The organism is Bradyrhizobium sp. Kon58 (assembly GCF_055807455.1).
Genome location: NZ_JBVVOT010000004.1, coordinates 393,424 through 415,771, shown reverse-complemented (window position 1 = coordinate 415,771; position 22,348 = coordinate 393,424). Strand labels below are relative to the sequence as shown.

Annotated in this window: 20 protein-coding genes; 15 read left to right on the top strand and 5 right to left on the bottom strand. The window is 64.5% G+C overall.

All coding sequences use genetic code 11. The features are described 5' to 3' along the window. Positions 1–44: 44 nt before the first annotated feature. Positions 45–719: a DUF938 domain-containing protein gene (locus tag AC0L20_RS10610; protein ID WP_473288474.1), complete on the bottom strand. Its 675-nt coding sequence runs from the start codon at positions 717–719 to the stop codon at positions 45–47. A gap of 246 nt (positions 720–965) precedes the next feature. On the opposite strand from AC0L20_RS10610, the gene soxX reads away from it, so the two are divergent. The 10 genes from soxX to AC0L20_RS10560 all read left to right on the top strand — a co-directional run bounded on the left by soxX (position 966) and on the right by AC0L20_RS10560 (position 8,731). Continuing rightward, positions 966–1,319, top strand: coding sequence for a sulfur oxidation c-type cytochrome SoxX (gene soxX, locus AC0L20_RS10605; RefSeq protein WP_473288473.1), 354 nt, complete (start codon positions 966–968; stop codon positions 1,317–1,319). A 38-nt stretch (positions 1,320–1,357) separates the two neighbouring features. After that, positions 1,358–1,849: a thiosulfate oxidation carrier protein SoxY gene (gene soxY, locus AC0L20_RS10600; RefSeq protein WP_473288472.1), complete on the top strand. Its 492-nt coding sequence runs from the start codon at positions 1,358–1,360 to the stop codon at positions 1,847–1,849. 15 nt (positions 1,850–1,864) lie between these two features. Continuing rightward, a complete protein-coding gene (gene soxZ / locus AC0L20_RS10595) occupies positions 1,865–2,176 on the top strand; it encodes a thiosulfate oxidation carrier complex protein SoxZ (protein ID WP_473288470.1) in 312 nt (103 codons plus the stop codon). Then, positions 2,176–3,039: a sulfur oxidation c-type cytochrome SoxA gene (gene soxA, locus AC0L20_RS10590; RefSeq protein ID WP_473288469.1), complete on the top strand. Its 864-nt coding sequence runs from the start codon at positions 2,176–2,178 to the stop codon at positions 3,037–3,039. The genes soxZ and soxA overlap by 1 nt, the downstream gene beginning before the upstream one ends. Further along, positions 3,036–3,341, top strand: coding sequence for a hypothetical protein (locus AC0L20_RS10585; RefSeq protein WP_473288468.1), 306 nt, complete (start codon positions 3,036–3,038; stop codon positions 3,339–3,341). Before soxA ends, AC0L20_RS10585 begins: the two co-directional genes overlap by 4 nt. 55 nt (positions 3,342–3,396) lie before the next feature. Then, entirely contained in the window at positions 3,397–5,148 is a 1,752-nt protein-coding gene (gene soxB / locus AC0L20_RS10580; protein ID WP_473288467.1) for a thiosulfohydrolase SoxB, read from the top strand. Further along, on the top strand, positions 5,145–5,603 hold the full coding sequence (locus AC0L20_RS10575; protein ID WP_473288466.1) for a DsrE family protein: 459 nt from the start codon (positions 5,145–5,147) through the stop codon (positions 5,601–5,603). Before soxB ends, AC0L20_RS10575 begins: the two co-directional genes overlap by 4 nt. A 315-nt stretch (positions 5,604–5,918) precedes the next feature. Then, positions 5,919–6,956 (top strand): MBL fold metallo-hydrolase, encoded by a 1,038-nt coding sequence (locus AC0L20_RS10570; RefSeq protein ID WP_063996426.1) that lies wholly within the window; start codon positions 5,919–5,921, stop codon positions 6,954–6,956. Between the two features lie 75 nt (positions 6,957–7,031). After that, positions 7,032–7,205, top strand: coding sequence for a hypothetical protein (locus AC0L20_RS10565; RefSeq protein ID WP_456767167.1), 174 nt, complete (start codon positions 7,032–7,034; stop codon positions 7,203–7,205). Between the two features lie 317 nt (positions 7,206–7,522). After that, positions 7,523–8,731: an MFS transporter gene (locus AC0L20_RS10560; RefSeq protein WP_473288465.1), complete on the top strand. Its 1,209-nt coding sequence runs from the start codon at positions 7,523–7,525 to the stop codon at positions 8,729–8,731. 182 nt (positions 8,732–8,913) lie between these two features. Here AC0L20_RS10560 and AC0L20_RS10555 read toward each other — a convergent pair whose 3' ends face one another. Further along, on the bottom strand, positions 8,914–10,248 hold the full coding sequence (locus AC0L20_RS10555) for an MFS transporter (RefSeq protein ID WP_473288464.1): 1,335 nt from the start codon (positions 10,246–10,248) through the stop codon (positions 8,914–8,916). A 145-nt stretch (positions 10,249–10,393) separates the two neighbouring features. Between AC0L20_RS10555 and AC0L20_RS10550 the strand changes: the two genes are divergently transcribed. From AC0L20_RS10550 to AC0L20_RS10535, 4 genes are read left to right on the top strand one after another with little or no spacing between them, the layout of a single operon-like run. Further along, on the top strand, positions 10,394–11,047 hold the full coding sequence (locus AC0L20_RS10550; protein ID WP_473288463.1) for an ABC transporter ATP-binding protein: 654 nt from the start codon (positions 10,394–10,396) through the stop codon (positions 11,045–11,047). Then, positions 11,044–13,506, top strand: a complete 2,463-nt coding sequence (locus AC0L20_RS10545) for an ABC transporter permease (protein ID WP_473288462.1) — start codon at positions 11,044–11,046, stop codon at positions 13,504–13,506. The genes AC0L20_RS10550 and AC0L20_RS10545 overlap by 4 nt, the downstream gene beginning before the upstream one ends. Next, the gene (locus tag AC0L20_RS10540; protein ID WP_473288461.1) at positions 13,496–14,578 is read left to right on the top strand and encodes a lipocalin-like domain-containing protein; all 1,083 of its coding nucleotides are present in this window, start codon (positions 13,496–13,498) and stop codon (positions 14,576–14,578) included. The genes AC0L20_RS10545 and AC0L20_RS10540 overlap by 11 nt, the downstream gene beginning before the upstream one ends. A gap of 27 nt (positions 14,579–14,605) precedes the next feature. Beyond that, positions 14,606–14,992, top strand: coding sequence for an MAPEG family protein (locus AC0L20_RS10535; RefSeq protein WP_473288460.1), 387 nt, complete (start codon positions 14,606–14,608; stop codon positions 14,990–14,992). A gap of 63 nt (positions 14,993–15,055) precedes the next feature. Here the strand turns inward: AC0L20_RS10535 and AC0L20_RS10530 are convergent, their stop codons facing one another. The 3 genes from AC0L20_RS10530 to AC0L20_RS10520 all read right to left on the bottom strand — a co-directional run bounded on the left by AC0L20_RS10530 (position 15,056) and on the right by AC0L20_RS10520 (position 20,901). Beyond that, entirely contained in the window at positions 15,056–16,249 is a 1,194-nt protein-coding gene (locus AC0L20_RS10530) for an ABC transporter substrate-binding protein (RefSeq protein ID WP_473288459.1), read from the bottom strand. A 273-nt stretch (positions 16,250–16,522) separates the two neighbouring features. Beyond that, positions 16,523–19,687 carry an efflux RND transporter permease subunit gene (locus AC0L20_RS10525; RefSeq protein ID WP_473288458.1) on the bottom strand — a complete coding sequence of 1,055 codons (3,165 nt, stop codon included), beginning with the start codon at positions 19,685–19,687 and terminating at the stop codon, positions 16,523–16,525. Further along, entirely contained in the window at positions 19,684–20,901 is a 1,218-nt protein-coding gene (locus AC0L20_RS10520; protein ID WP_473288457.1) for an efflux RND transporter periplasmic adaptor subunit, read from the bottom strand. The genes AC0L20_RS10525 and AC0L20_RS10520 overlap by 4 nt, the downstream gene beginning before the upstream one ends. 283 nt (positions 20,902–21,184) lie before the next feature. Here AC0L20_RS10520 and AC0L20_RS10515 point away from each other — a divergent pair, with 283 nt between their 5' ends. Continuing rightward, entirely contained in the window at positions 21,185–22,339 is a 1,155-nt protein-coding gene (locus AC0L20_RS10515) for an iron-containing alcohol dehydrogenase (protein WP_473288456.1), read from the top strand. Positions 22,340–22,348 lie beyond the last annotated feature (9 nt).

Below are 22,348 nucleotides of genomic sequence, written 5' to 3'. Positions count from 1 at the left end.
GCGCGTCTCGAACCATAGAGGCCGAGCGGCTTCGCAGCAGCGCCTCAACCCCGCCCAAACACCAGCGTGAGATTATTCGCCGGCATCTCGATCGTGTCGACGAGGCTCAGGCCTACCGCCCGCGCAAGCGCTTCGACATCGGCGATATCACGCACGCCCCAGTCGGGATTGCCTTCACGCAAGGAGGTGTCGAACACGGCGTTGCTGAGTGCGATGTGCTTGCCGCCGCGCTTGAACGGGCCGTAGAGGAACAGCTTGCCGTCGGCGCGCAAATAGCGGCCGGCGCCGGCGAACAGGCCCTCGGCGACGCTCCATGGCGCGATGTGGATGACATTGGCGCAGAACAATGCGGCGAGACTTGACGGCGCCTGCCCGCTTTTCATCTCCGGACACCAATCGGGATCGGTGAGATCGATCCGCAGCGGCGAGCGGATGTTTTTCAGGCCTGAATGAACGCGCCAGGCCTCGATGCTCTTGAGGTGGCGCTGGTTGAGATCGCTGGGCCACCAGATCAGGCCGGGCGTGTGCCGGGCGAAGTAGACCACGTGCTGGCCGGTTCCGCTGCCGAGCTCGACCACGTTGCCGGTGCAGCCGGCGAGATGCTTTTCCAGTGCCGCCCAGAGCGGCTCGTGATTACGATGAAATGCCGGTGCATCGAGCCGCCCATCGGACTCGACCCGACCGCCATCCCTGCCGAATTCGACGACATATTCAGCCAAGTGAGGTCCCCTTGAAAAAACGAGAACGCGATGAAAACAGCATGAGCGGCAAAACGCTCAGGGAAACAGCCGGCCCGCGCCCACGGGCCAAATCGCCGAACAAATAATCTCATTAGTTGCAATGGGGAAGATATTAACTTCATTTTGTCGCGTGCATAGTCTTGATTGTCAGGCGGTGCCCTTTGTGCTTTGGAACGCTTCTATTTCGCGATCGACACCATCGATATAACGCCTCGGAATGACGCCTTGACCGCCTTTTCCCGGACGCCCGTTCTGTTCATCTTGCTGGCCATTGCCGCCGGCCTCGCCAGCCCGGCGCGGGCGCAGTCCGCTGTGGCCGACGGCCAGAAACTCGCTTTCGACCGCGGCAAGGGCAATTGCCTGACCTGCCATGTCATCCGGGGTGGCGACCTGCCGGGAACGATCGGGCCGGAACTCAAGGACCTCAAGGCCAAGTACCCCGATCGCAACGAGCTGGCCGCAATCATCTTCGACGAGACCAAGCGTAATCCGCAGACCATGATGCCGCCGTTCGGCCGGAACCGGATTTTGACCGAGCAGGAGATCAGCGCGATCGTTGATTTCCTGCAGACCCTGTGACTTCAGGCACGCCACGAGATTTGGTTGGGAGACCCGAGATGACCACACTCACCGGCCCAAGCGCGACGCGGCGCCTGATCCTTCAGGGCGCAGCCTCGGTCGCGCTGCTCGGCCTCGGCAATCTGCCGTTCGGCGCCGCTCCCGCGCGCGCCGCGGCCAACGACAAATATCCGGAAGAGGCGTTCAAGCTGAAGAGCGAGGCGGACGCCATCAAGGCGCTCTACGGCAAAACCGCCGAGCCGTCCGACAAGGTCAAGCTGGACGCCCCCGAGATCGCCGAGAACGGCGGTGTGGTGCCGATCTCGGTGACGACGACGCTCGACAAGGTCACCTCGATCTCGTTCTTCGTGGCCGAGAATCCCAGCGCGCTGGCCGCGAGCTACAGGATTCCCGAAGGCACGATCCCTGCTGTCGCCAACCGGCTGAAGATGGCCAAAACCACCAACGTCGTTGCGATCGTGGAGGCCGACGGCAAGCTCTACAGCGCGACCAAAGAGGTCAAGGTCACCGTCGGCGGCTGCGGCGGCTAAGCGAGGAAGATCGAGATGGCATCCAGCATTCGCGTCCGCGCCACCGCCAACGGCGACATCACCGAGGTGCAGGCGCTGATCCAGCACCCGATGGATACCGGCTTCGTCAAGGACGCCAAAGGCGAGCTGATCCCGGCGCATTACATCCAGCAGCTGACATTCGAATGTAACGGCAAGGATGTCTTCGTTGCCGATTGGGGCACCGCGGTCTCGAAGGACCCCTATGTCAAGTTCAGCTTCAAGGGCGCCAAGAAGGGCGACGATCTCAAGGTCTCCTGGACCGATAACAAGGGTGCGTCGGACACGACCACCGCGAAGATCTCGTGATGAAGGCCCGCACCTCCATCCTGCTTGGTTCGTTGAGCGCCGCGCTCGTCGCGTTCGCCCTCACCTCTCCGCGCGTGGTGGCTGCCGACAAGGTCGATCCCGTTGCTGATGCGAAAGCGTTCCAGAACTTCTTTTTCCAGAAATTCCCAACCGTGAAGCACGAGGACTTCGTCAACGGTCCTTATTCCATGAACGAGGACATGAAGCGGCAGTGGCAGGAGAAGGAGGAATTCCCGCCCTACGAGTTCGCCCTCGACGCCGGCAAGGAAATGTTCGCCACCCCGTTCAAGAACGGCAAGACCTATGCCGACTGCTTCCCGAACGGCGGCATCGGCATCCGCCAGAACTATCCTTATTTCGACGAGAAGGAAGGCAAGGTCGTCACGCTGGAGCTGGCGCTCAACCGCTGCCGCGAGGCCAATGGCGAGGCGTCCTATTCCTACGTCAAGGACGAGATGGCCTCGCTCACGGCGTACATGGCCTTCACCTCGCGCGGCAAGCCGATGGACATCAAGATCCCCGACGATCCTCGCGCGCTCGCGGCATTCGAGAACGGCAAGCGCTATTTCTACACGCGCCGCGGCCAATTGAATTTCTCCTGCGCGAGCTGCCATGTGCAGAGCCCGGGCGAGCGCATCCGCGCCGAGATCCTGGCGCCGGCGCTCGGCATTCTGAACGCGATGCCGATTTACCGCTCCGAATGGAGCGGCATGGGCACGACCAGCCGCCGCTTCGTCACCTGCAACAGCCAGACCCGTGCGGTTCCGCTGGAGCCGCAGGCGGATGAATACCGCGACGTCGAATATTTCCTGTCCTACGTCGCCAACGGCCTGCCGATATCGGGACCGGGAGCGCGGCCATGAAGCTGTCCCTTCCTCTCGCCATGCTGCTTGCCCTGAGCCTCGCGCCGGCGGCGCACGCGGCAAATGAGGCAGACTACAAGACGGCCTATTCCGCAGCCGAAGCTGCCGCGAAGGAGGCTGCCGGCTTGCGCCACCAGTGGACCGTGACCGTCTCGACGCTGGCCGCCGCGAAGAAGGCGGCCGATGGCGGCGATTTCGACCGCGCCGTGGCTGCAGCCAGGGAGGCCGAGGCGCTGGCGAAGGCTTCGATCTTCCAGGCGATTTCCGAAAAAGAAGCCTGGAAGGCGATGGAAATCCGCTAGACTGTTCGCTCCTGCAACAGCCTTGCGACCATGAGAGGGCGCGGAGAATTTCTGGATGGCGATCCGCCGCCGCGATTTCCTGAAAAATGCAGGCCTTGCTGCCGCATCGCTCAGCCTGCCACGGCTTGCGCGCGGTGCTGAGGCCGCGAGCATTTACGACCTCGAACGGTTCGGCAATGCGCGCATCCTTCACCTCACCGACACGCACGCGCAACTCAATCCGGTTTATTTTCGCGAGCCCAGCGTCAATATCGGGATCGGCGAGATGGCGGGACGGCCGCCGCACCTGGTCGGCCGCGCCTTCCTCGACCGTTTCGGCATCAGGCCCGACAGCGCGGACGCCTATGCCTTCAGCTGCTTCGAGTTCGAGAAGTCCGCAGGCCGCTTCGGCAAGCTCGGCGGCTTCGCCCATCTGAAGACGCTGATCGATCGCTTGCGCGGCGATGCCGGCGAAAAGCACTCCGTGCTCGTTGATGGCGGCGACCTCTGGCAAGGCACGGGACTGGCCAACATCATGCAGGGCCGCGACATGGTCGAGGCCGCAAACCTGCTCGGTATCGAGGCGATGACCGGGCACTGGGAATTCACCTACGGCGAGCAGGCGCTGCGCGACAATCTCGCGCGCTTCAAGGGCGAGTTTCTGGCGCAGAATGTCTTTCTCACCGAGGAAGCCGCCTTCAACGACGCCCCCGCCTTCGACAAGGCGACGGGGCGCGTGTTCAAGCCCTCCGTGATCAAGGAGCTCGGCGGCCATCGCGTCGCGATCGTCGGCCAGGCCTTCCCTTACGTGCCGATCGCGCATCCCAAACGGTTCACACCGGACTGGACCTTCGGCATCAGGGAGGAAGAACTCCAGAAGCATGTCGACGGCTTGCGCGGCACCGACAAGGTCGATGCGGTGATCCTGCTGTCGCACAATGGCATGGACGTCGATCTCAAGCTCGCAAGCCGCGTCACCGGCATCGACGTCATCCTCGGCGGCCATACCCATGATGCGATCCCTCAGCCCATCGCCGTGAAGAATGCGAGCGGCACGACGCTGGTCACCAATGCCGGCTCCAACGGAAAATTCCTTGCCGTGCTCGATCTCGCGCTCGACAAGGGCAAGGTCGGCGACGTCAAATATCATCTGCTGCCGGTCTACTCCGAGCTGTTGAAACCCGATCCCGCAATGGCGGAACTGATCGGCCGGTTGCGGGCGCCCTTCGTCACCGACTGGTTGGAGAAGATCGCGACGCCCGATCGCCTGCTGTATCGCCGCGACAATTTCGCCGGCCCAGTCGACGAGCTGATCTGCAGCGCGCTACGCACCGAGCTCAACGCCGAGATCGCGCTGTCGCCGGGCTTCCGCTGGGGCGTCACCGGGCTGTCCGGCCAGGCGCTGACGATGGAGGATTTGCTCGCGGAAACTGCGATCAGCTATCCCGAGACCTATGTGCAGGAGATGACGGGAGCCCAGATCAAGGACGTGCTGGAAGACGTCTGCGACAACCTCTTCAATACCGATCCCTATTACCAGCAGGGCGGCGACATGGTGCGCGCCGGCGGGCTCAGCTACACCTGCATGCCGACGGCGGCGATCGGCAGCCGCATCTCGGAGCTGAAGCTCAATGGTGGCAAGGCGCTCAGTGCCAGCCACCGCTACAAGGTCGCGGGCTGGGCCTCGGTCAACGGCCAGCAAGGCGCGCCGGTGTGGGATGTGGTGGCAAAATATCTGCGCTCGGGCCGGATGTTTCAGGAGCGGCTCGGCTCCGGCGTCACGCTAAAGGGCGTCGAGGGCAATCCAGGCATTGCAGGACAGGGATGATGCGGTCGCAAACCCTATCCGCGATGCTGCTGGCGCTGCTCGCCTGGACGGCGATGCCGCCGGCGTTCGCGCAGCAGGTGCCGCTCCAGGACAAGCCGTTCGCCGAGCACAAGATCGTGCTGCAACTCTCCGATGGCGATGCCAGGAAGCAAGCTCTGGTGCTCAGCGTCGCCAACAATTTGCTGAAGGCCTACGACCCCGACAAGGTCGCGATCGAGGTGGTGGCGTTCGGTCCCGGCATCGATCTCCTGTTGTCAGGCAGCGAGCGCCGCAAGCAGGTCGAGAGCCTGATCGCGCAAGGCGTACGCTTCGACATCTGCCTCAACACCGTCGACACGATCGAGCGGGAGACCGGCAAGCGGCCGGAGTTCATCCCCGCCGCCACGCCGGTGCAGGTCGGGGTCGGGCAGATCCTGTTTCTCAGCGAGAACGGGTACACATTGGTGAGGCCGTAGTCTTGGGCCCACCCTCCCCTGTCGTCCCGGCCTAGTGCGCAATGCGCACGGGGGGCTGGGACCCATACCGCGAGGTCTATCGAGTGCGGGCGGTAGGAGTCCTGAACGACGAATCTTCGCCAAATTTCTCCCTGTGGTTATGGGTCCCGGTCCCCCGTGCGCATTGCGCACTAGGCCGGGACGACACCGAGTTTTGGGATAGCCCGAGCTCTACAATAAAAATCTTCTAAATTTTCTTATTTCAACAGCACATTACTTCTCTTTTCGAGCCGTGGCGTAGTAGGATTTGGAATCAGTTCCACGCCGGGTCTTGCCATGATCTTCCGTCAGCTCTTCGACAGTGTTTCGGGTACGTACAGCTATCTGCTGGCGAGCCGCCCCGGCGGCGAGGCGCTGATCCTCGATCCCGTGCTGGAGAAGGTCGACCGCTACTGCCAGCTGCTGCGCGAGCTCGATCTCAAGCTGGTCAAGGCCGTGGACACGCATCTGCACGCCGACCACGTCACCGGCCTCGGCGAGCTGCGCGACCGCACCCATTGCATGACGGTGATGGGCGACCAGACCAAGGCCGACGTGGTGGCAATGCGGGTGGCCGACGGCGACAAGGTGACGATCGAGGGCCTGGCGCTCGACGTGATGTACACGCCCGGCCACACCGACGATTCCTATTCCTATTTGATGGGCGACCGCGTCTTCACCGGCGACACGCTGCTGATCCGCGGCACAGGCCGTACCGACTTCCAGAACGGCTCGTCGCGCGCGCAGTACGATTCGATCTTCAACCGCCTGCTCAAGCTGCCGGACGAGACCATGGTGTTTCCGGCGCATGACTACAAGGGCGACACCGTCTCCACCATCGGCGAGGAGAAGCGCTACAATCCGCGGCTCCAGGTGCGCTCGGTCGACGACTATGTCGAGCTGATGGCCAATCTGAAGCTGCCCAATCCGAAGATGATGGATGTCGCGGTGCCCGCCAACATGCATGTCGGCCTGCACCAGGAGGAGCTGGAGAAAGAGGGCCGTGCGCTTCGCGCCGTCGAGGCGATCCGCAGCCTCGGCCGTCCCGATATCCTGCTGGTCGATTTGCGCGAGACCAATGAGCGGATGAAGCACGGCATGCTCGAAGGCGCGCTGCATACGCCCTATCCGTCCGTTGAGGACAGCCTCAAGCCCGGCGGCATGCTGCGCGAGGTCGCGGCCGCCACCGGCCGGCGCGTCGTGTTCTTCTGCGCCTTCGGCGAACGCTCTGCGATGGCGGTCGCCGCCGCCAAGGAGGCCGGGCTCACCAACACCGCCCACATCGCCGGCGGCATCGATGCCTGGAAGAAGGCCGGCGGGCCGGTGGTGCACTGACGACTTGAGATAAGTCAGGAACCGCACATATCTTCCGGATAGGATCGGGCGCAGCATCACCATCCGGGACCAGCCATGGCCAAGATCGGCAAGCCGAGCGCGCCGCCCAAAATTGCGGACGACACGCCAGCAAAAGACAAGGCGAAGAAGCCTCCGCCTCCGCCCGACACCGACGACGATGATTACGAGGACGGCGACATCGCGACACCGAAGCGCGACCGCTACGGGCCGGATGACGAGCCGTTTTGAGCGGTGGCGCAGGCAGTGCCTTAGTCGCCGCTGGCGACATCATCAGTGTCGTCCCGGCCTAGTGCGCAATTGCGCACGGGGGCCGGGACCCATACCGCGTGATCTCTCGATCGAGATCGGTGGCAGTACCGAACGACGATCCTCCGCCAAACTCCTCTCTGGGGTTATGGGTCCCGGCCTTCGCCGGGACGACGATGCGGAAGCGTCCTACCCCCCTCGCCCCGCCCCGCGCTACTGCCATGCGCCTGCGTTCATGGACAAATAACCGCCCTGCCCGATAGTTTGCGCGTCTCCAAAGGACATAAAACGGAACTGCAATGGTCGACGTTCTCGCCGCACCGCAACAAGGCAAGGCGGACAGCGCGCTACGCACGCTGACGGGAATCTCGATCGCGCATTGGGTCAGCCATTTCCATCTGCTGGTCCTGCCGATGCTGTTTCCGTTCCTCAAGAATCAACTCGGCGTCGGCTATGTCGAGCTCGGCTTTGCGCTGACGGTGTCGGCCGTGGTCTCGGGGCTGACGCAGGCGCCGACCGGCTATCTCGTCGACCATTTCGGCGCGCGACGGATCCTGCTGGGTGGCCTCACCCTCGGCGGCTTCGCGCTGATCCTGCTCGGCCTGCATCTCAGCTACACGTCGCTGATCGCCTGCGCCGTGCTGCTCGGGCTCGCCAACAGCGTCTACCATCCCGCCGATTACGCCATCCTGGCCGAGCACATGGACGAAGCGCGGATGGGCCGCGCCTTCTCGATCCATACTTTTGCCGGTTATTTCGGCGGCGCGGTGGCGCCGGCGATCGTCGCCGCGATGGTCATCGTGTCCGGCGGCGCCGGTGCGCTGATCGCATCGGGCGCGATCGGCGTTCTGGTCGCACTGTTGCTGGTGACGATGAACATTCCCGATGCCGGCGCGCATAAGGCGAAGCCGGGCACCGAGAACGCACCCAAACAAGCCGTGATCACGCCGGCGCTCATCACGCTGACGGCGCTCTTCATGCTGCTCAGTCTGTCGGTCGCCGGCATCAACAATTTCGGCGTGGTGGCGCTGATAGGTGGCTATGGCGTCACCTATTCCGCGGCCAACGTCGCGCTCACCGCCTTCCTCGGTGCAAGCGCCGCCGGCGTGCTCGCGGGCGGCTTCCTTGCCGACCACACCGAGCGCCACGGCTATGTCGCCGCCGCCTGCTTTGCCGCGAACGCGGCGATCGTGCTGCTGATCGCGCTGGTCACGCTGCCGGTCTGGGCGCTGACCGCAACGATGGCGGCAGCAGGATTCCTCTCCGGCGTGATCGCGCCCTCGCGCGACATGCTGGTGCGCAATGCAGCCCCTCCCGGCGCTGCGGGGCGCGCCTTCGGCATCGTCTCCACCGGCTTCAATCTCGGCGGCATCGTCAGCCCGCTGCTGTTCGGCTGGATCATGGACCAGAGCGCGCCGCATTGGGTGTTCGGGGCGTCCGTGATCTTCATGGTCGCGACGGCGGTGCTGTCGCCGTTCACGGAGCGGAAGCGGCCAATCGCTGCTTGAGCAACAAACTCAATTGTCGCCCCGGCGAACGCCGGGGCCCATAACCACGAATCGGAGTTGTGGCGCAAAGCTGCCAACTCCAAGTCTTCCAACTCCAAGTCTTCGCCAAACCAAAAATCGTGGTTATGGATCCCGGCCTTCGCCGGGATGACAATTGTGATTGGGTTGACTGAAGTGGCCCCTTACGTCGGCGACACCGCGCTCTTCAGCGGCGCGGCCTGCGGCGTAGCTCCACCGGTCAGCCTGGCCTTTTCCGTGTTCGGCCAGAGCAGGAGCAGCCCGAGCGCACCGGAGCCGACCATGATCGCGGCGTTGATGGTGAAGCCGGTCATGTAGCCGTCGAGCATGCTGCCGGCGCGCTGGATCACGCTGCCCATCACCAGCGGCGCCACGATGCCCGAAAGCGTATAGAGCGCACCGTAGATCGCGAGAACCGCGCCGCGCTGCGAGGTCGGCGTGAACTCGCCGAGCATGGGCGGGCAGACGACGTAGATCGCGCCGCACAGGCCCGAGCCGACCACGAGCAGGGCGATCTGGAGGCCGGCACCCTGGACGTGCGGCATCATCGCGAGGATCAGGCCGCCGACGATCAGCGGCACGGAGCCGAGCACGCCGCGGGAGATCCGCGAGGTGTAGCCGCGTGCCAGCATCACCTGCGAGATCCAGCCCGTGAGAATGACGATGGTCGCCCCGAACACCCAGGGCAGGATCGAGACGAAGCCCGCCTGAGACTGCGAGAAGCCGAGGCCTTTGACGATGAAGGGCGTGAACCAGGTGAGCCCGAGCGACAGCGCCCAATAGGCGCCGAAGGTCGCGGTCACACAGCCGATGAAGGTGCGCGATGTCAGGAGCTGGAGATAGGGTATTTTCGGTTCGATCACGGCCGATGCGTGGGTGTCCAGCGGGCCTTCCTTGCCGAGTGCGAGCCAGGCGGCGACCCAGATCAGGCCGACGATTCCAAGCGCACCGAACGCATAGTGCCAGGAATGATTGACGATGATCCAGTTCAGCGCCGGGACCGCCAGGATCACGCCAAAGGCCGAACCCTGCGACAGGATTGCGGTCGGCATCGTGCGCTTCTCGTCGGGGAACCATTTGTAGACCGCGTGCATCGCCACCGAGGCCGCCGGGCCTTCGCCGGCGCCGAGCACAATGCGGCAGATCAGGAGTGTGGTGAAAGACACGGTGCCGACCATCGGAAACTGCGTCAGCGCCCAGATCACCGCGAGCGTCAACAGCACCCAGCGGGTCGGTACCTTGTTGACGATGAAGCCGACCACGATCGCCGAGATCGAGAACAGGAAGAAGAACGAGGAGCCGAGCAGGCCGAACTGCTCGGGCTCGAGCTTCAGCTCGGTCATGATCGGAACGCCCGCAAGACCGACGACGATCTTGTCGGCGAAGTTCACCAGCATGAAAAGAAACAGGAGAAATGTAACGGTCCAGGCCCCCTTAGGCGTTTCCTTGGACGTCCCCGTCATCTTGCCCGCCGCGGGCTGCGTTCCCTGAGCGCTCATCATTCTCCCCGTCGTCCCTTTTTGGCACTTTTTTGATGTGGTCCTCTTAGGAGCTAACAACGGCTTCCATACCAACGCAACCCGGCATTTCCGCAGCAAGTGTGCTACGCAGCAATTCCGCTAATTCCGTCCGGCGCCATTCATCGTGCTGAGCATCCGAAACCTCTCCAAGACGTTCTCTTCGGCCGGTGAGCCGGTCCATGTGCTGCGCGGCGTCGATCTCGACCTCAAGGCCGGCGAACGCGTCGCACTGACCGGCGAGTCCGGCAGCGGCAAGAGCACGCTGTTGCACCTGATCGCAGGGCTCGATGCCGCCGATGGCGGCACGATCCGCCTGGAAGACACCGAGGTCACCAAATTGTCCGATGCGGGACGCGCCGGCCTGCGGCGCGACCGGATCGGCCTGGTGTTTCAACAGTACAATCTGATCCCGAGCCTGTCGGTCGGGGATAATCTGGTGTTTCAGGCGCGGATCGCCGGCCGGTACGACGCAGCTTGGTATAAAGAGCTGATCGAGCGCCTCGGGCTTGGCGGCCTGCTCCAGCGTTATCCAGAACAATTATCGGGCGGACAGCAGCAACGGGTCGCGATCGGCCGGGCGCTGGCGACAAAGCCGTCCTTGCTGCTGGCGGACGAGCCGACCGGCAATCTCGACGAGGCCACCGCCGAGGACGTGCTGGCGCTGACGCGCGACCTCGTCACGCGCACCGGCTGCGGCTTTCTGATGGTGACGCACAGCCTGCATCTGGCCGCGACACTCGATCGCCACGTCAATCTGCATGCCGGACGGATCGCATGAGGCGCGCGCTCTGGGTCCTCGCCGTGCTGCTCAGCCATTGGCGGCGCCACAAGATGCAGTTTGCGACGCTCCTGATCGGGCTGATCGCGGCGACGGCGCTGTGGAGCGGTGTGCAGGCGATCAACCAGCAGGCCCGCAGCGCCTATGATCGCGCCGCGGCAACCTTCGGCGGCGCGCGCACGCCGATGCTGGTCGCGCCTGATGCCGCGACCTTTCCGCAGGAATTGTTCGTCAAGCTCCGTCGCGCGGGCTGGCCGGTCTCGCCGATGCTGGAGGGACGGGTCCAGGTCAACGGGCGTTCGGTCCGGCTGCTCGGCATCGAGCCGGTGACGCTGCCGGTCGATGTCGGCAATGCACCTCGGCTCGGCGCCGCCGATCTAAGCAGCTTCGTGGCGCCGCCGGGCCAGACGCTGGTGGCACGGGAAACGCTGACCGATTTGGAGGAGCAGGAGGGCGCGGCACCAGCGATCAGCAACGGCGCAAAACTGCCGCCGCTGCGCGTGCTGCCGCAGCTCGTGCCCGACGTGCTCGTGGTCGATATCGGCGTGGCGCAACGGCTGCTGAACAAGCCGGACCAGATCTCGCGGCTTCTGATCGGCCAGCCGAAGGGCAAGCCTGCGCCATTGGCGAGCGTCGTCGGCGACCGCTTGCAGCGGGTCGAGCCGGATGCGGAGACCGAGCTGGAGCGCCTCACCGACAGCTTTCATCTCAACCTCACCGCGTTCGGCCTGCTGTCGTTCTTCGTCGGTCTTTTCATCGTCAATTCAGCCGTCGGCCTCGCCTTCGAGCAGCGGCTGCCGATGCTGCGCACGCTGCGGGCCTGCGGTGCCTCGGCGCGACTGGTCAACACCGTGCTGGTTGTCGAGCTCGTGGCGCTGTCGCTGATCGCAGGCCTGATCGGGCTTGCCTGCGGCTATTTCATTGCGGCCGCGCTCTTGCCAGACGTCGCAGCATCCCTGCGTGGACTCTATGGCGCGCAGATTCCGGGACAGCTCAGCCTGCGACCCGAATGGTGGCTCGCCGGGATCGGCATCAGCGTTGTGGGCGCGCTGGTGGCCGCGGCGACCAGCCTGATCAAGGCTGTCAGGATGCCGGTGCTGGCGACCGCGCAGCCGCGCGCCTGGCAACAGCGGCAGCGCCGTTGGCTGGTCCTGCAAAGCGGAGCTGCCTGCGCCGTGTTCGCGGTCGCGCTGTTGCTGCTCCAGTACGGGCAATCGCTGATCGCGGGCTTTGGCGTGCTGGCAGCGCTGATGCTCGGCGCCGCGTTGATCCTGCCCGCGTTTCTCGACATCATCCTGCGGACCGGGCAGCGTTTCGCGCGGAGGCCACTTGCGCTGTGGTTCTGGGCGGACAGCCGGCAGCAGCTCTCGGGATTGTCGCTAGCGCTGATGGCGCTGCTGCTCGCGCTCGCCGTCAATGTCGGGGTGTCCACCATGGTGGAAACGTTCAGCCGCACCTTCATCGGCTGGCTCAACGGGCGGCTCGCCGCCGACGTCTACATCAGTGCCTCCGACAATGCGATAGGCGTCACGATCCGCAACTGGCTGAAGGAGCGCCGCGATGTCGAGGCGATCCTGTCGGGCGGACGCGCCGAGACGCAGGTGCAGGGGCAGCCGGTGGAGCTGCTCGGCCTGCCCGATCATGCGCTCTATCGCGAGCGCTGGCCGCTGCTGGAAGCCGCGCCCCGTGCCTGGACACAACTCATACCCGGCAATGCCGCCTTCATCAGCGAGCAGCTGAGCCGCCGCCTCAACGTCCGAGTCGGTGACGTCGTTGACGTCCCGGCGCCGGGCGGCACCTGGGAGCTCGACATCGTCGGCATCTATGCCGACTACGGCAACCCCAAGGGCCAGCTTGCCGTGAACGTCGCGGCGCTGATCCGGCAATTTCCGCAGACGCCGCAGACCCGCATCGGCCTGATCGTCGCGAAGGAGAATATCCCCGGCCTGATCGCGGCGCTGCAGAAGCAGTTTTCGCTGGACGACCGCAGCGTCGCCGACCAGGCGACGGTGAAGGCGGAGTCGATCCGGATCTTCAATCGCACCTTTGCGGTGACGTCGGCGTTGAACGCGTTCACGCTCGGCGTCGCCGGGATCGCGCTCTTGACCAGCCTTCTCACGCTTGCTAACTCGCGCCTGCCGCAGCTCGCGCCGCTCTGGGCGATCGGCATCACGCGACCGCGCCTTGCCGCGATCGAATTGACCAAGACGCTGTCGGTCGCGCTGTTCACGTCACTCATGGCCGTGCCGCTCGGATTGCTGGTGGCGTGGTGCCTGATCGCGATCGTCAACGTGAAGGCGTTCGGCTGGCGGCTGCCGTTCCACGTGTTTCCGCTGCAACTGGTCGAGCTGGTCGCGGTCGCGCTGTTCGCCTCGTTGCTTTCTGCGCTGCTGCCGATGATCCGATTGGCGCGGATGCAGCCGGCGAGCCTCGTCAAGGTGTTTGCCAATGAGCGCTGACAGGATATCGCGGCGCACTCTGTTTGGCGGTGTCGCTGCGCTCGCGCTTGCACGCCGTGCGGGCGCGCAAGGCTACGCGGGGCTCGGCGAGACCGCCGATGGCTTTGCGAAGGTCACACCGGGGAAGACGTTCGCCTTTCCGGATGATCACGGGCCGCATCCGGAGTTTCGGATCGAGTGGTGGTATCTCACGGCGAACCTCATTGATGCCAGCGGAGCGGCGTGCGGCCTGCAATGGACGCTGTTCCGTCAGGCGACGCAGCCGGGGCCGCAGGGCGAGGGCTGGGCCAATCAACAGGTGTGGATGGCCCACGCCGCGGTGACGCGCGCCGACACCCACCGCTTCAACGAGCTGTTTTCCCGCGGTGGTGTGGGCCAGGCCGGCGTCACGGCGAAACCGTTTGCGGCCTGGATCGACGATTGGGCGATGAACGGATCCGAGCGTACCGAGGATCGCACCTTGGCGCCGCTGACGCTGAAGGCCGCTGGCACCGACTTCAGTTACGCGCTGACGTTGGAGGCCGATCGTCCCGTGGTGCTGCAAGGCGATCGCGGCTACAGCCGCAAGTCGGAGCGCGGTCAGGCCTCCTATTATTACAGCCAGCCGTTCTACCGCGCCCGCGGCACGCTCACCATCGACGACAGGCCCGTCGATGTGTCCGGCCAGGCCTGGATGGACCGCGAATGGAGCAGCCAGCCGCTCGACACCGACCAGACCGGCTGGGACTGGCTGTCGCTGCATCTTTCATCCGGCGACAAGCTGATGCTGTACCGGTTGCGGCAGAAGGACGGCCATAATCATCCGTTCGGCAACTGGATCAGCGCCACAGGCGATACGCACATGATTGCGGGTGCCGATATCCAGATGATGCCGAAAGCGACCGCCGAGGTCGCGGGACACAAGCTGCCGGTGGAATGGCAGATCGCAATTCCCTCGCGGTCGTTCTCGATCCTGTGCAAGCCGCTCAATCCAAAGGCGTGGATGGGGACCGGTTTTTCCTATTGGGAAGGACCGATCAGCTTTGCCGGCACGCATGACGGCGTTGGCTATCTCGAGCTGACCGGGTATTGAACCGGGACCTCTTCGAAGGGACTAGCGATGCATCACCTCACCGCGCTCGTAACACTGCTGGCGATCCTGTTCTACTTCTTCACCACCATCAACGTGTCGCGCGCGCGCACCAAAACCGGCGTCAAGGTGCCGGCAATGTCGGGCCATCCGGATTTCGAGCGCGCGTTCCGGATCCAGATGAACACGCTGGAATGGATGCCGATCTTCCTGCCGTCGCTCTGGCTGTTCGCGATTTACATCAATGATGCCGGTGCAGCGGCGATCGGCGCGGTCTGGATCGTCGGCCGCATCGTCTACTTCATCGGCTATTCGAAGGCCGCCGCAAAACGCGGCCCGGGATTTTTTATTCAGGGTATCGCGGCCATTGCGCTGTGGGCGGGGGCGCTGGGAGCGTTGGTGCTGCGGCTGGTGTGAGGGGCGGGTTGCGAAGACTTCCCCGCCGTCGTCCTGGCTTTCGCCAGGACGACATGGAGACCCCTACTTCGTCAGCGGACAGCCGCTCTCCTTGGCCGTGAAGAACGCCTTCTCGCCGGGAACGACCGCGAGCTGCTTGTAATAGTCCCAAGGCTTCTTCGATTCCGAGGGCTTCTTGACCTCGAACAGATACATGTCGTGGACCATGCGGCCGTTCTCGAGCACCTTGCCGCCTTGCGCGAAGTCGTCGTCGACCGGCAGCTCCTTCAGTTTCTTGGCGACCGCATCCGGATCCTTGGTGCCGGCGGCTTTGACCGCCTTGAGATAGCTCAGCGTCGCCGAATAGGTGCCGGCCTGGATCATGTTCGGCATCCGGCCGGTGCGCTTGAGAAAGCGTTCGCCGAGATTGCGGGTGCGGTCGTTGACATCCCAGTAATAGCCCTCGGTCAGCACCAGGCCTTGCGCGGCCTGCAAGCCGAGGCCGTTCACTTCGGCGAGCGTCATCAAGAGGCCCGCGAGCTTCTGGCCACCGGAGACGATGCCGAACTCGGACGCCTGCTTGATCGAATTGGTGGTGTCGAGGCCGGCATTGGCAAGGCCGACGATCTTCGCCTTCGAGCTCTGCGCCTGAAGCAGGAAGGAGGAGAAGTCCGAGGAATTGAGCGGCACGCGCACCGAACCGAGCACCTTGCCGCCATTAGCCGTGACGATCTCGCTGGTGTCCTTTTCCAGCGCGTAGCCAAAGGCGTAGTCCGCGGTGAGGAAGAACCAGCTGTCGCCGCCGGCCTTCGTCAGCGAGCCGCCGGTGCCGACACCGAGCGCGCGGGTGTCATAGGCCCAGTGGAAACCATAGGGCTGGCAGGCATCGCCGGTGAGGCGCGAGGTCGCCGCGCCGACGACGATGTCGATCTTCTTCTTTTCCTTGGAGAGCTCGTGGATCGCGAGCGCGACCGAGGAGGTCGTCAGTTCCGTGATCATGTCGACGTTCTCGACATCGTACCAGCGGCGCGCGATGGAAGTCGCGAGATCCGGCTTGTTCTGGTGGTCGGCGGTGACGAGTTCCACCTTCTGGCCCAGCACCTCGCCGCCGAAATCCTCGATCGCCATCCTGGCGGCCTCGACCGACCATTTGCCGCCGTAATCGGCGTAGACGCCGGACTGGTCGTTGAGGATGCCGATCTTGACGCCTTGCGCAGAGGCCGGCGCGGCCAGCAACAGGGCGGAGGTTGCGACAGCGGCCAAAAGGGTTGATTTCATAGGTTGCTCCCAGCAGTTTTCTGTTTTGAAATCGCGCGGATACTAGTGAAGAACCCCGGCGGTGCCCATCCATTTCGGCCTAGGCCGTTAGTATGGGCGCGGCCATTTTTGATGAATTGCCGTCGTCCTGGACAAGCGAGCGGAGCGAGCGCTGATCCAGGACCCATTACCCCAGGGAGCAGTTTGGCGAAGTCTCGGAGTTAGCAGCTCGCACAGCAACCACTCCCTGGAGTAATGGGTCCTGGCTTTCGCCAGGACGACATTGGAGAGGAATCAGGCCACCGCCCTCGGCTTGCCCTCGTTCTTGCCCTCGGCCAGATTCCTCACCACCACGTAGAAGATCGGCGTGAACAACAGCCCGAACAGGGTGACGCCGATCATGCCGAAGAACACGGCGACGCCGACGGCTTGCCGCATCTCCGAACCGGAGCCGGACGAGATCACCAGCGGCAGCACGCCGAGGATGAAGGCGAAGGACGTCATCAGGATCGGCCGCAGGCGCAGGCGGCAGGCGTCGATCACGGCCTCCAGCCGCGGCTTGCCTTCCTTCTCGATGTCGCGGGCGAACTCGACGATCAGGATCGCGTTCTTCGCCGCCAATCCCACCAGCACGACAAAGCCGATCTGGGTGAGGATGTTGACGTCCTGCCCCATGATGCGCACGCCGATGGTGGCGGCCAGCAGGCACATCGGCACGATCAGGATCACCGCGAACGGCAAGGTCCAGCTGCCATATTGCGCGGCGAGCACGAGATAGACGAACAGCACGCAGATCGGGAACACGTACAGACCCGCATTGCCGCCCGTGATCTGCTGGTAGGACAGATCGGTCCATTCGAAAGTGAAGCCGCTCGGCAGGGTGTCGTCGGCGAGCTTCTTGATCGCGTTGAGCGCGGTGGTCGAGCTGGTGCCCGGCGCCGGCTCGCCCTGCAGTTCGGACGCCGCATAGAGATTGTAGCGCGCGACGCGGTCGGGGCCCGAGACGTCCCTGAACTCGACCACGCTGCCCAGCATCACCATGTCGCCGGAGGCGTTTCGCGTGCGCAGGCGCGAGAGGTCGCTTGGTTCTTTGCGGAACGGAAAGTCCGCCTGCGCGGTGACGTGATAGGTGCGGCCGAACAGGTTGAAGTCGTTGACATAGGTCGATCCGAAATAGGTCTGGATCGTGTCGTTGATGCCGGCGATGGGAACGCCGAGCTTCTGCGCCTTGGTGCGGTCGATGTCGACGAAGAGCTGCGGCGTATTTGCCGAGAACGGCGAGAACACCGTCGGAGCTAGCAGCGAGGGCGATTTGCGCGCCGCGGCGACGAGCTCGTCGGTGGCCGAGGCGAGTAGCTCAGGCCCGCGGCCCTGGCGGTCCTGGATGCGGATGGTGAAGCCGCCACCGGTGCCGATGCCGGGCACGGCCGGCGGCGGAATCACGATGATGAAGGCACCCTGAATCGCGGCCAGGCGTTTGCGCAGCTCGGCCGTGATGGCGTTCGCAGTCAGCCCCTTCTTGATCCGCACCTCGGGCTCGTCGAAAACAGGGAACAGCGCCGCAGCATTGCCAGCTTGCGTGCGCGTCGCGCCGGAGAAGCCTGCGAAAGCGGCGACGCGGACGATACCGGGCGTATCCAGCGAGATCCGTTCGATCTCGCGCACGACCTCGGTGGTACGCGCCAGCGAGGCCGCACCCGGCAATTGCACGGAGATGATGACATAGCCGCGGTCCTGCGCCGGAATGAAGCCTTGCGACGTGGTGGCGATCAGCCAGCCGGCGCTGCCGATCAGCACGACGTAGATCAGGATCATCACCACCGAATGCCGGATCACGAAATTGGCGAGGCCGGCGTAGCCATGCGCGAGACGGTCGAAGACGCGGTTAAAGACGCCTGTGAAAGCATTCCAGCCGCGTGCGACAAGGTTCCAGCGCGCCGGCGGCCGCTTCTCCTCGTGCGGGACGAGGAGAAGCGAGGCCAGCGCCGGCGACAGCGTCAATGAGCAGAAGCAGGAGATTGCCGTCGCGACCGCAATGGTGACGGCGAATTGCTGAAAGAATTGCCCGGATATGCCGCCCAGAAACGCAGTCGGGACGAACACCGCGCACAGCACCAGCGCGATCGACACCAGTGCTCCGCCCACCTCCTCCATGGTCTTCAGCGCGGCATCGCGCCGGCTCATGCCGTGCTCGAGATGCCGCTCGACATTCTCGACCACGACGATGGCGTCGTCGACCACGATGCCGACGGCGAGAACGAGCCCGAACAGCGTGAGATTGTTGATGGAGAAGCCGAGCGCCGCCATCACCGCGAAAGTGCCGACCAGCGACACCGGGATCGCGATGATCGGAATGATCGCGGGCCGCCACCCTTGCAGGAACACCAGAACCACGATGACCACGAGCAACATGGCCTCGTAGATGGTCTTGATCAGCTCATGGACGGACTGCGCGATGAACTCGGTCGGGTTGTAGCCGATATTGAAGTCGAGGCCTTTCGGAAAGCTCTCCTTCAGCTTCGTCATCGTGTCCGAAATGTTCTTCGCGGTCGCGAGCGCGTTCGATCCCGGCCGTTGCGTCACCAGCATGGCGACCGCCGACTTGCGCAGCAGGAAGCTGTTGGTGGAGTACGCGAGAGCACCGAGCTCGATACGGGCGACGTCACGCAGGCGCACCGTGCGGCCGTCGGAGCCGGCCTTGATCAGGATATCCTCGAACTGCTTCTGGTCTTTCAATCGCCCGGTAAAGGTGAGGTTCGGCTGGAAAGCGCGGTCGGCGATCGGCGGTTCGGCGATCTGGCCGCCCGCGATCTGCACGTTCTGCGCACGGATCGCGGCGAGCACTTCGGCCGACGTCAAGCCGAGATTGGCGATCCGGTCAGGATCGAGCCATAGCCGCATCGAATAGTCGCGTGCGCCGAAGATCTGGATGTCGCCGACGCCGTCGATGCGCAGCAGCTGGTCGCGGACCTGAAGCAGCGCGTAGTTGGAGATGTAGAGCTGGTCGAACGTGTCGTCCGGCGACAGCATGAACACGACCATCAGGATGTCGGGCGAGTTCTTGCGCGTGGTGACGCCGTTGCGCTGAACCTCTTCAGGCAAACGCGGCTGCGCGATCGCGACGCGGTTCTGCACCAGCACCTGGGCCTTGTCGAGATCGGTGCCGAGCTTGAAAGTGACGGTGATGGTGAGCTGGCCGTTCGAGGTCGCCTGGCTGTAGAGATACAGCATGTCCTCGACGCCGTTGATCTCCTGCTCGATGGGAGCTGCAACCGTGTCGGACACGGTCTGCGCGGAGGCGCCGGGATATTGCGTGGTGACGACGACGGTCGGCGGCACCACTTGCGGATATTCGGAGACCGGCAGCGTGGTGTACGCGAGCGCGCCGACGATCAGCAGCACGATCGACAGCACCATCGCGAGAATGGGCTGGTTAATGGAGAGGCGGCCAAGGTTCATGACTTGTCACCGGGCTTGCCACCGGCCGGCGCTGGCGCAGTCTGCGGGGCGACCTTGGCGCCGACACGGGCGCGCTGGATGCCGTTGACGATGACGCGATCCTCAGCCTTCAATCCCTCGCGGATCACGCGCAAGCCGTCATCGAGCGGCCCTAGCGTCACGGGACGCGCCTCGACGGTGTCGTCCGGCTTCACCACGAACACGATCTTGCGCGACTGGTCGGTCGCGACCGCGACGTCGGGAATCAGCAGCGCCTCATAGGGCGCGCTGCCGATCAGGCGGACGCGACCGAACTGGCCCGGCAGGATCGACAGATCGGTGTTCTTGATCACGGCGCGGCTGCGCAACGTGCCGGTGGAGACATCGAGGCGGTTGTCGAGGAAATTGATGCTGCCTTCACGGGATGGTTTCGTCTCGCCGGCGAGCGTCACCTGCACCGGGTTCGCCGTATCGCGCGAGCTCGGGCGGCGGCCTTCGAACCACAGCTTGCTGTATTTGATGAAGGTCGCCTCATCCATGTCGAAATAGATATAGATCGGGTCGAGCGTCACGATCGAGGTGAGCAGCGTCGACGTTCCGGTATCGCTGCCCTGCACGAGATTGCCAGGGCTGACGAGATGGCGGCTGACGCGGCCGGTCAGCGGCGCCGTCACATGCGTGAATTCGATATTGAGCTTGGCGACTTTGAGCGCACCCTCGGCCTGTGTTTCGGCAGCGTGCGCGGCCTGCAAGGCCTGACGGCGCTGATCGACCACCTGCTCGGAGACGGCGCTGGTCTGCACCAGGCTCAAACCGCGATCGAGCTCCCGCTTTGCAAGCTCCACCTTGGCGCGCGCATCGGAAAGCTGCCCCTCCGCCTGCGTGGCTACCGCCTCGAACGGACGTGGGTCGATGACATAGAGCAGATCGCCCTGACGCACGATGGCGCCATCCTGGAATTCGACAGAGTTGACGAACCCGCCGACGCGCGGGCGGACCTGCACCTCCTCCATGGCCTCGAAGCGGCCGGTGAACTCGTCCCAATCGGTGACGGTGCGCTTGACCGGCTGGGCGACGGTCACCGGCGCGGGCGGCGGCGCAGCCGCTTGCGGGGTCGGCTGGCCACAGCCCGCAAGACCGAATGCCGCGGCGAGAAGCCCCGCGATCACGCGAGGTCGAGGCGAAACGAAATCGTGCCTTTTGACAAACTGCTCGCTTCCGTCCGGTCCGTTCATCCCAGGTCCTCGCATAAAAACCGCGGAAATAGCAGGGTACGCCTGTACCCGCGGGCGCCACAAGATGGGTCGCAATGATGAACTCTTCAAGACCTCCGCACGCGCAATGCTCGGAGGCATGCCCTGGCCGGATGACGGGTTGACAGGGCTTGTTTGCCTCTCCCCGCAAGAACGGGGAGAGGCAGGATGAGAGTGCGCCAGCGTCTTCGCGCATGACGAATGCCGCCAGCGCGGTTAGACTACCCCCCACAAAAACAAGTCGAATTGTCCGGGGAGGACAGGCGTGCACCAGGGACGTGTCGTTTACGGCGCGATCGAGGAAGTCGTGTTCGGCCACCCCGCGGCCGAAGCCGTGGTCGCGCAGATGGACCGGCTGGGGACGCGCCGCGCCTTCCTGATGGTCTCGGGGACGCTCAACCGCCAGACCGACGAAATTGCCAAGATCAAACAGGCCCTGGGCACAAATTGCGCGGGCGTCTTCGACGCCATGCCGGCGCACACACCGCGCGAGGCGGTGATCGCCGCGACCAATGCGGCGCGCGAAGCGGGCGCCGACCTGATCGTCACCGTGGGCGGCGGCTCGATCACCGACGGGGCCAAGGCGGTGCAGCTCTGCCTTGCCAACGGCATCGACGATGTCGACGGCATCGAGCGTATCCGCGTGCACAAGGGCGTCGCGCCCGAGATGAATGCGCCGACCGTGCGTCAGATCAGCGTCCCGACCACGATCGCCGGCGGCGAGTTCAGCTCGATCGCAGGCGTTACCGACCGCACCGCCCGCGTGAAGCAGATGCTACGGCATCCGCTCAGCGTTCCGCGCGCGACCATCCTTGATCCCGCCATCACCGTGCACACGCCGGAATGGCTGTTCCTCTCGACCGGCATCCGCGCCATCGATCATTGCGTCGAGGCGATCTGCTCGCGCGAGACGCACCCCTATGCCGACGCGCAGTCGGTGAAGGGCCTCGCGATGCTCGCCGACGCGCTGCCGCGGGTGAAGGCTGATCCTGCTGACCTCGACGCGCGCATGGATGCGCAGATCGGCACCTGGCTGTCGATGGGCGCGCTTGCCGCCGGCGTGCCGATGGGCGCGAGCCACGGCATCGGTTACGTGCTGGGCGCGACCTTCGACGTACCGCATGGCTACACCTCCTGCGTCATGCTGCCGGCCGTGATGCGCTGGAATGCGCCCGACAATGCCGAGCGCCAGATGATCGTCGCGGCCGCGATGGGCTTTCCCGGTCACAAGGCGGCCGACGTGCTCGATGCCTTCATCCGCTCGCTCGGCATGCCGCGCAGCCTCGCCGATGTGCAGGTCTCGCCGGAGCATTTCGACGCCATCGCGGACGCTGCGATGCGCACGAACTGGATCCCGCGCAACCCGCGCAAGATCGACGGCCCCGCGCAGGTGCGCGAAATCCTGCTTCTTGCCGCATGATCTAAAGCC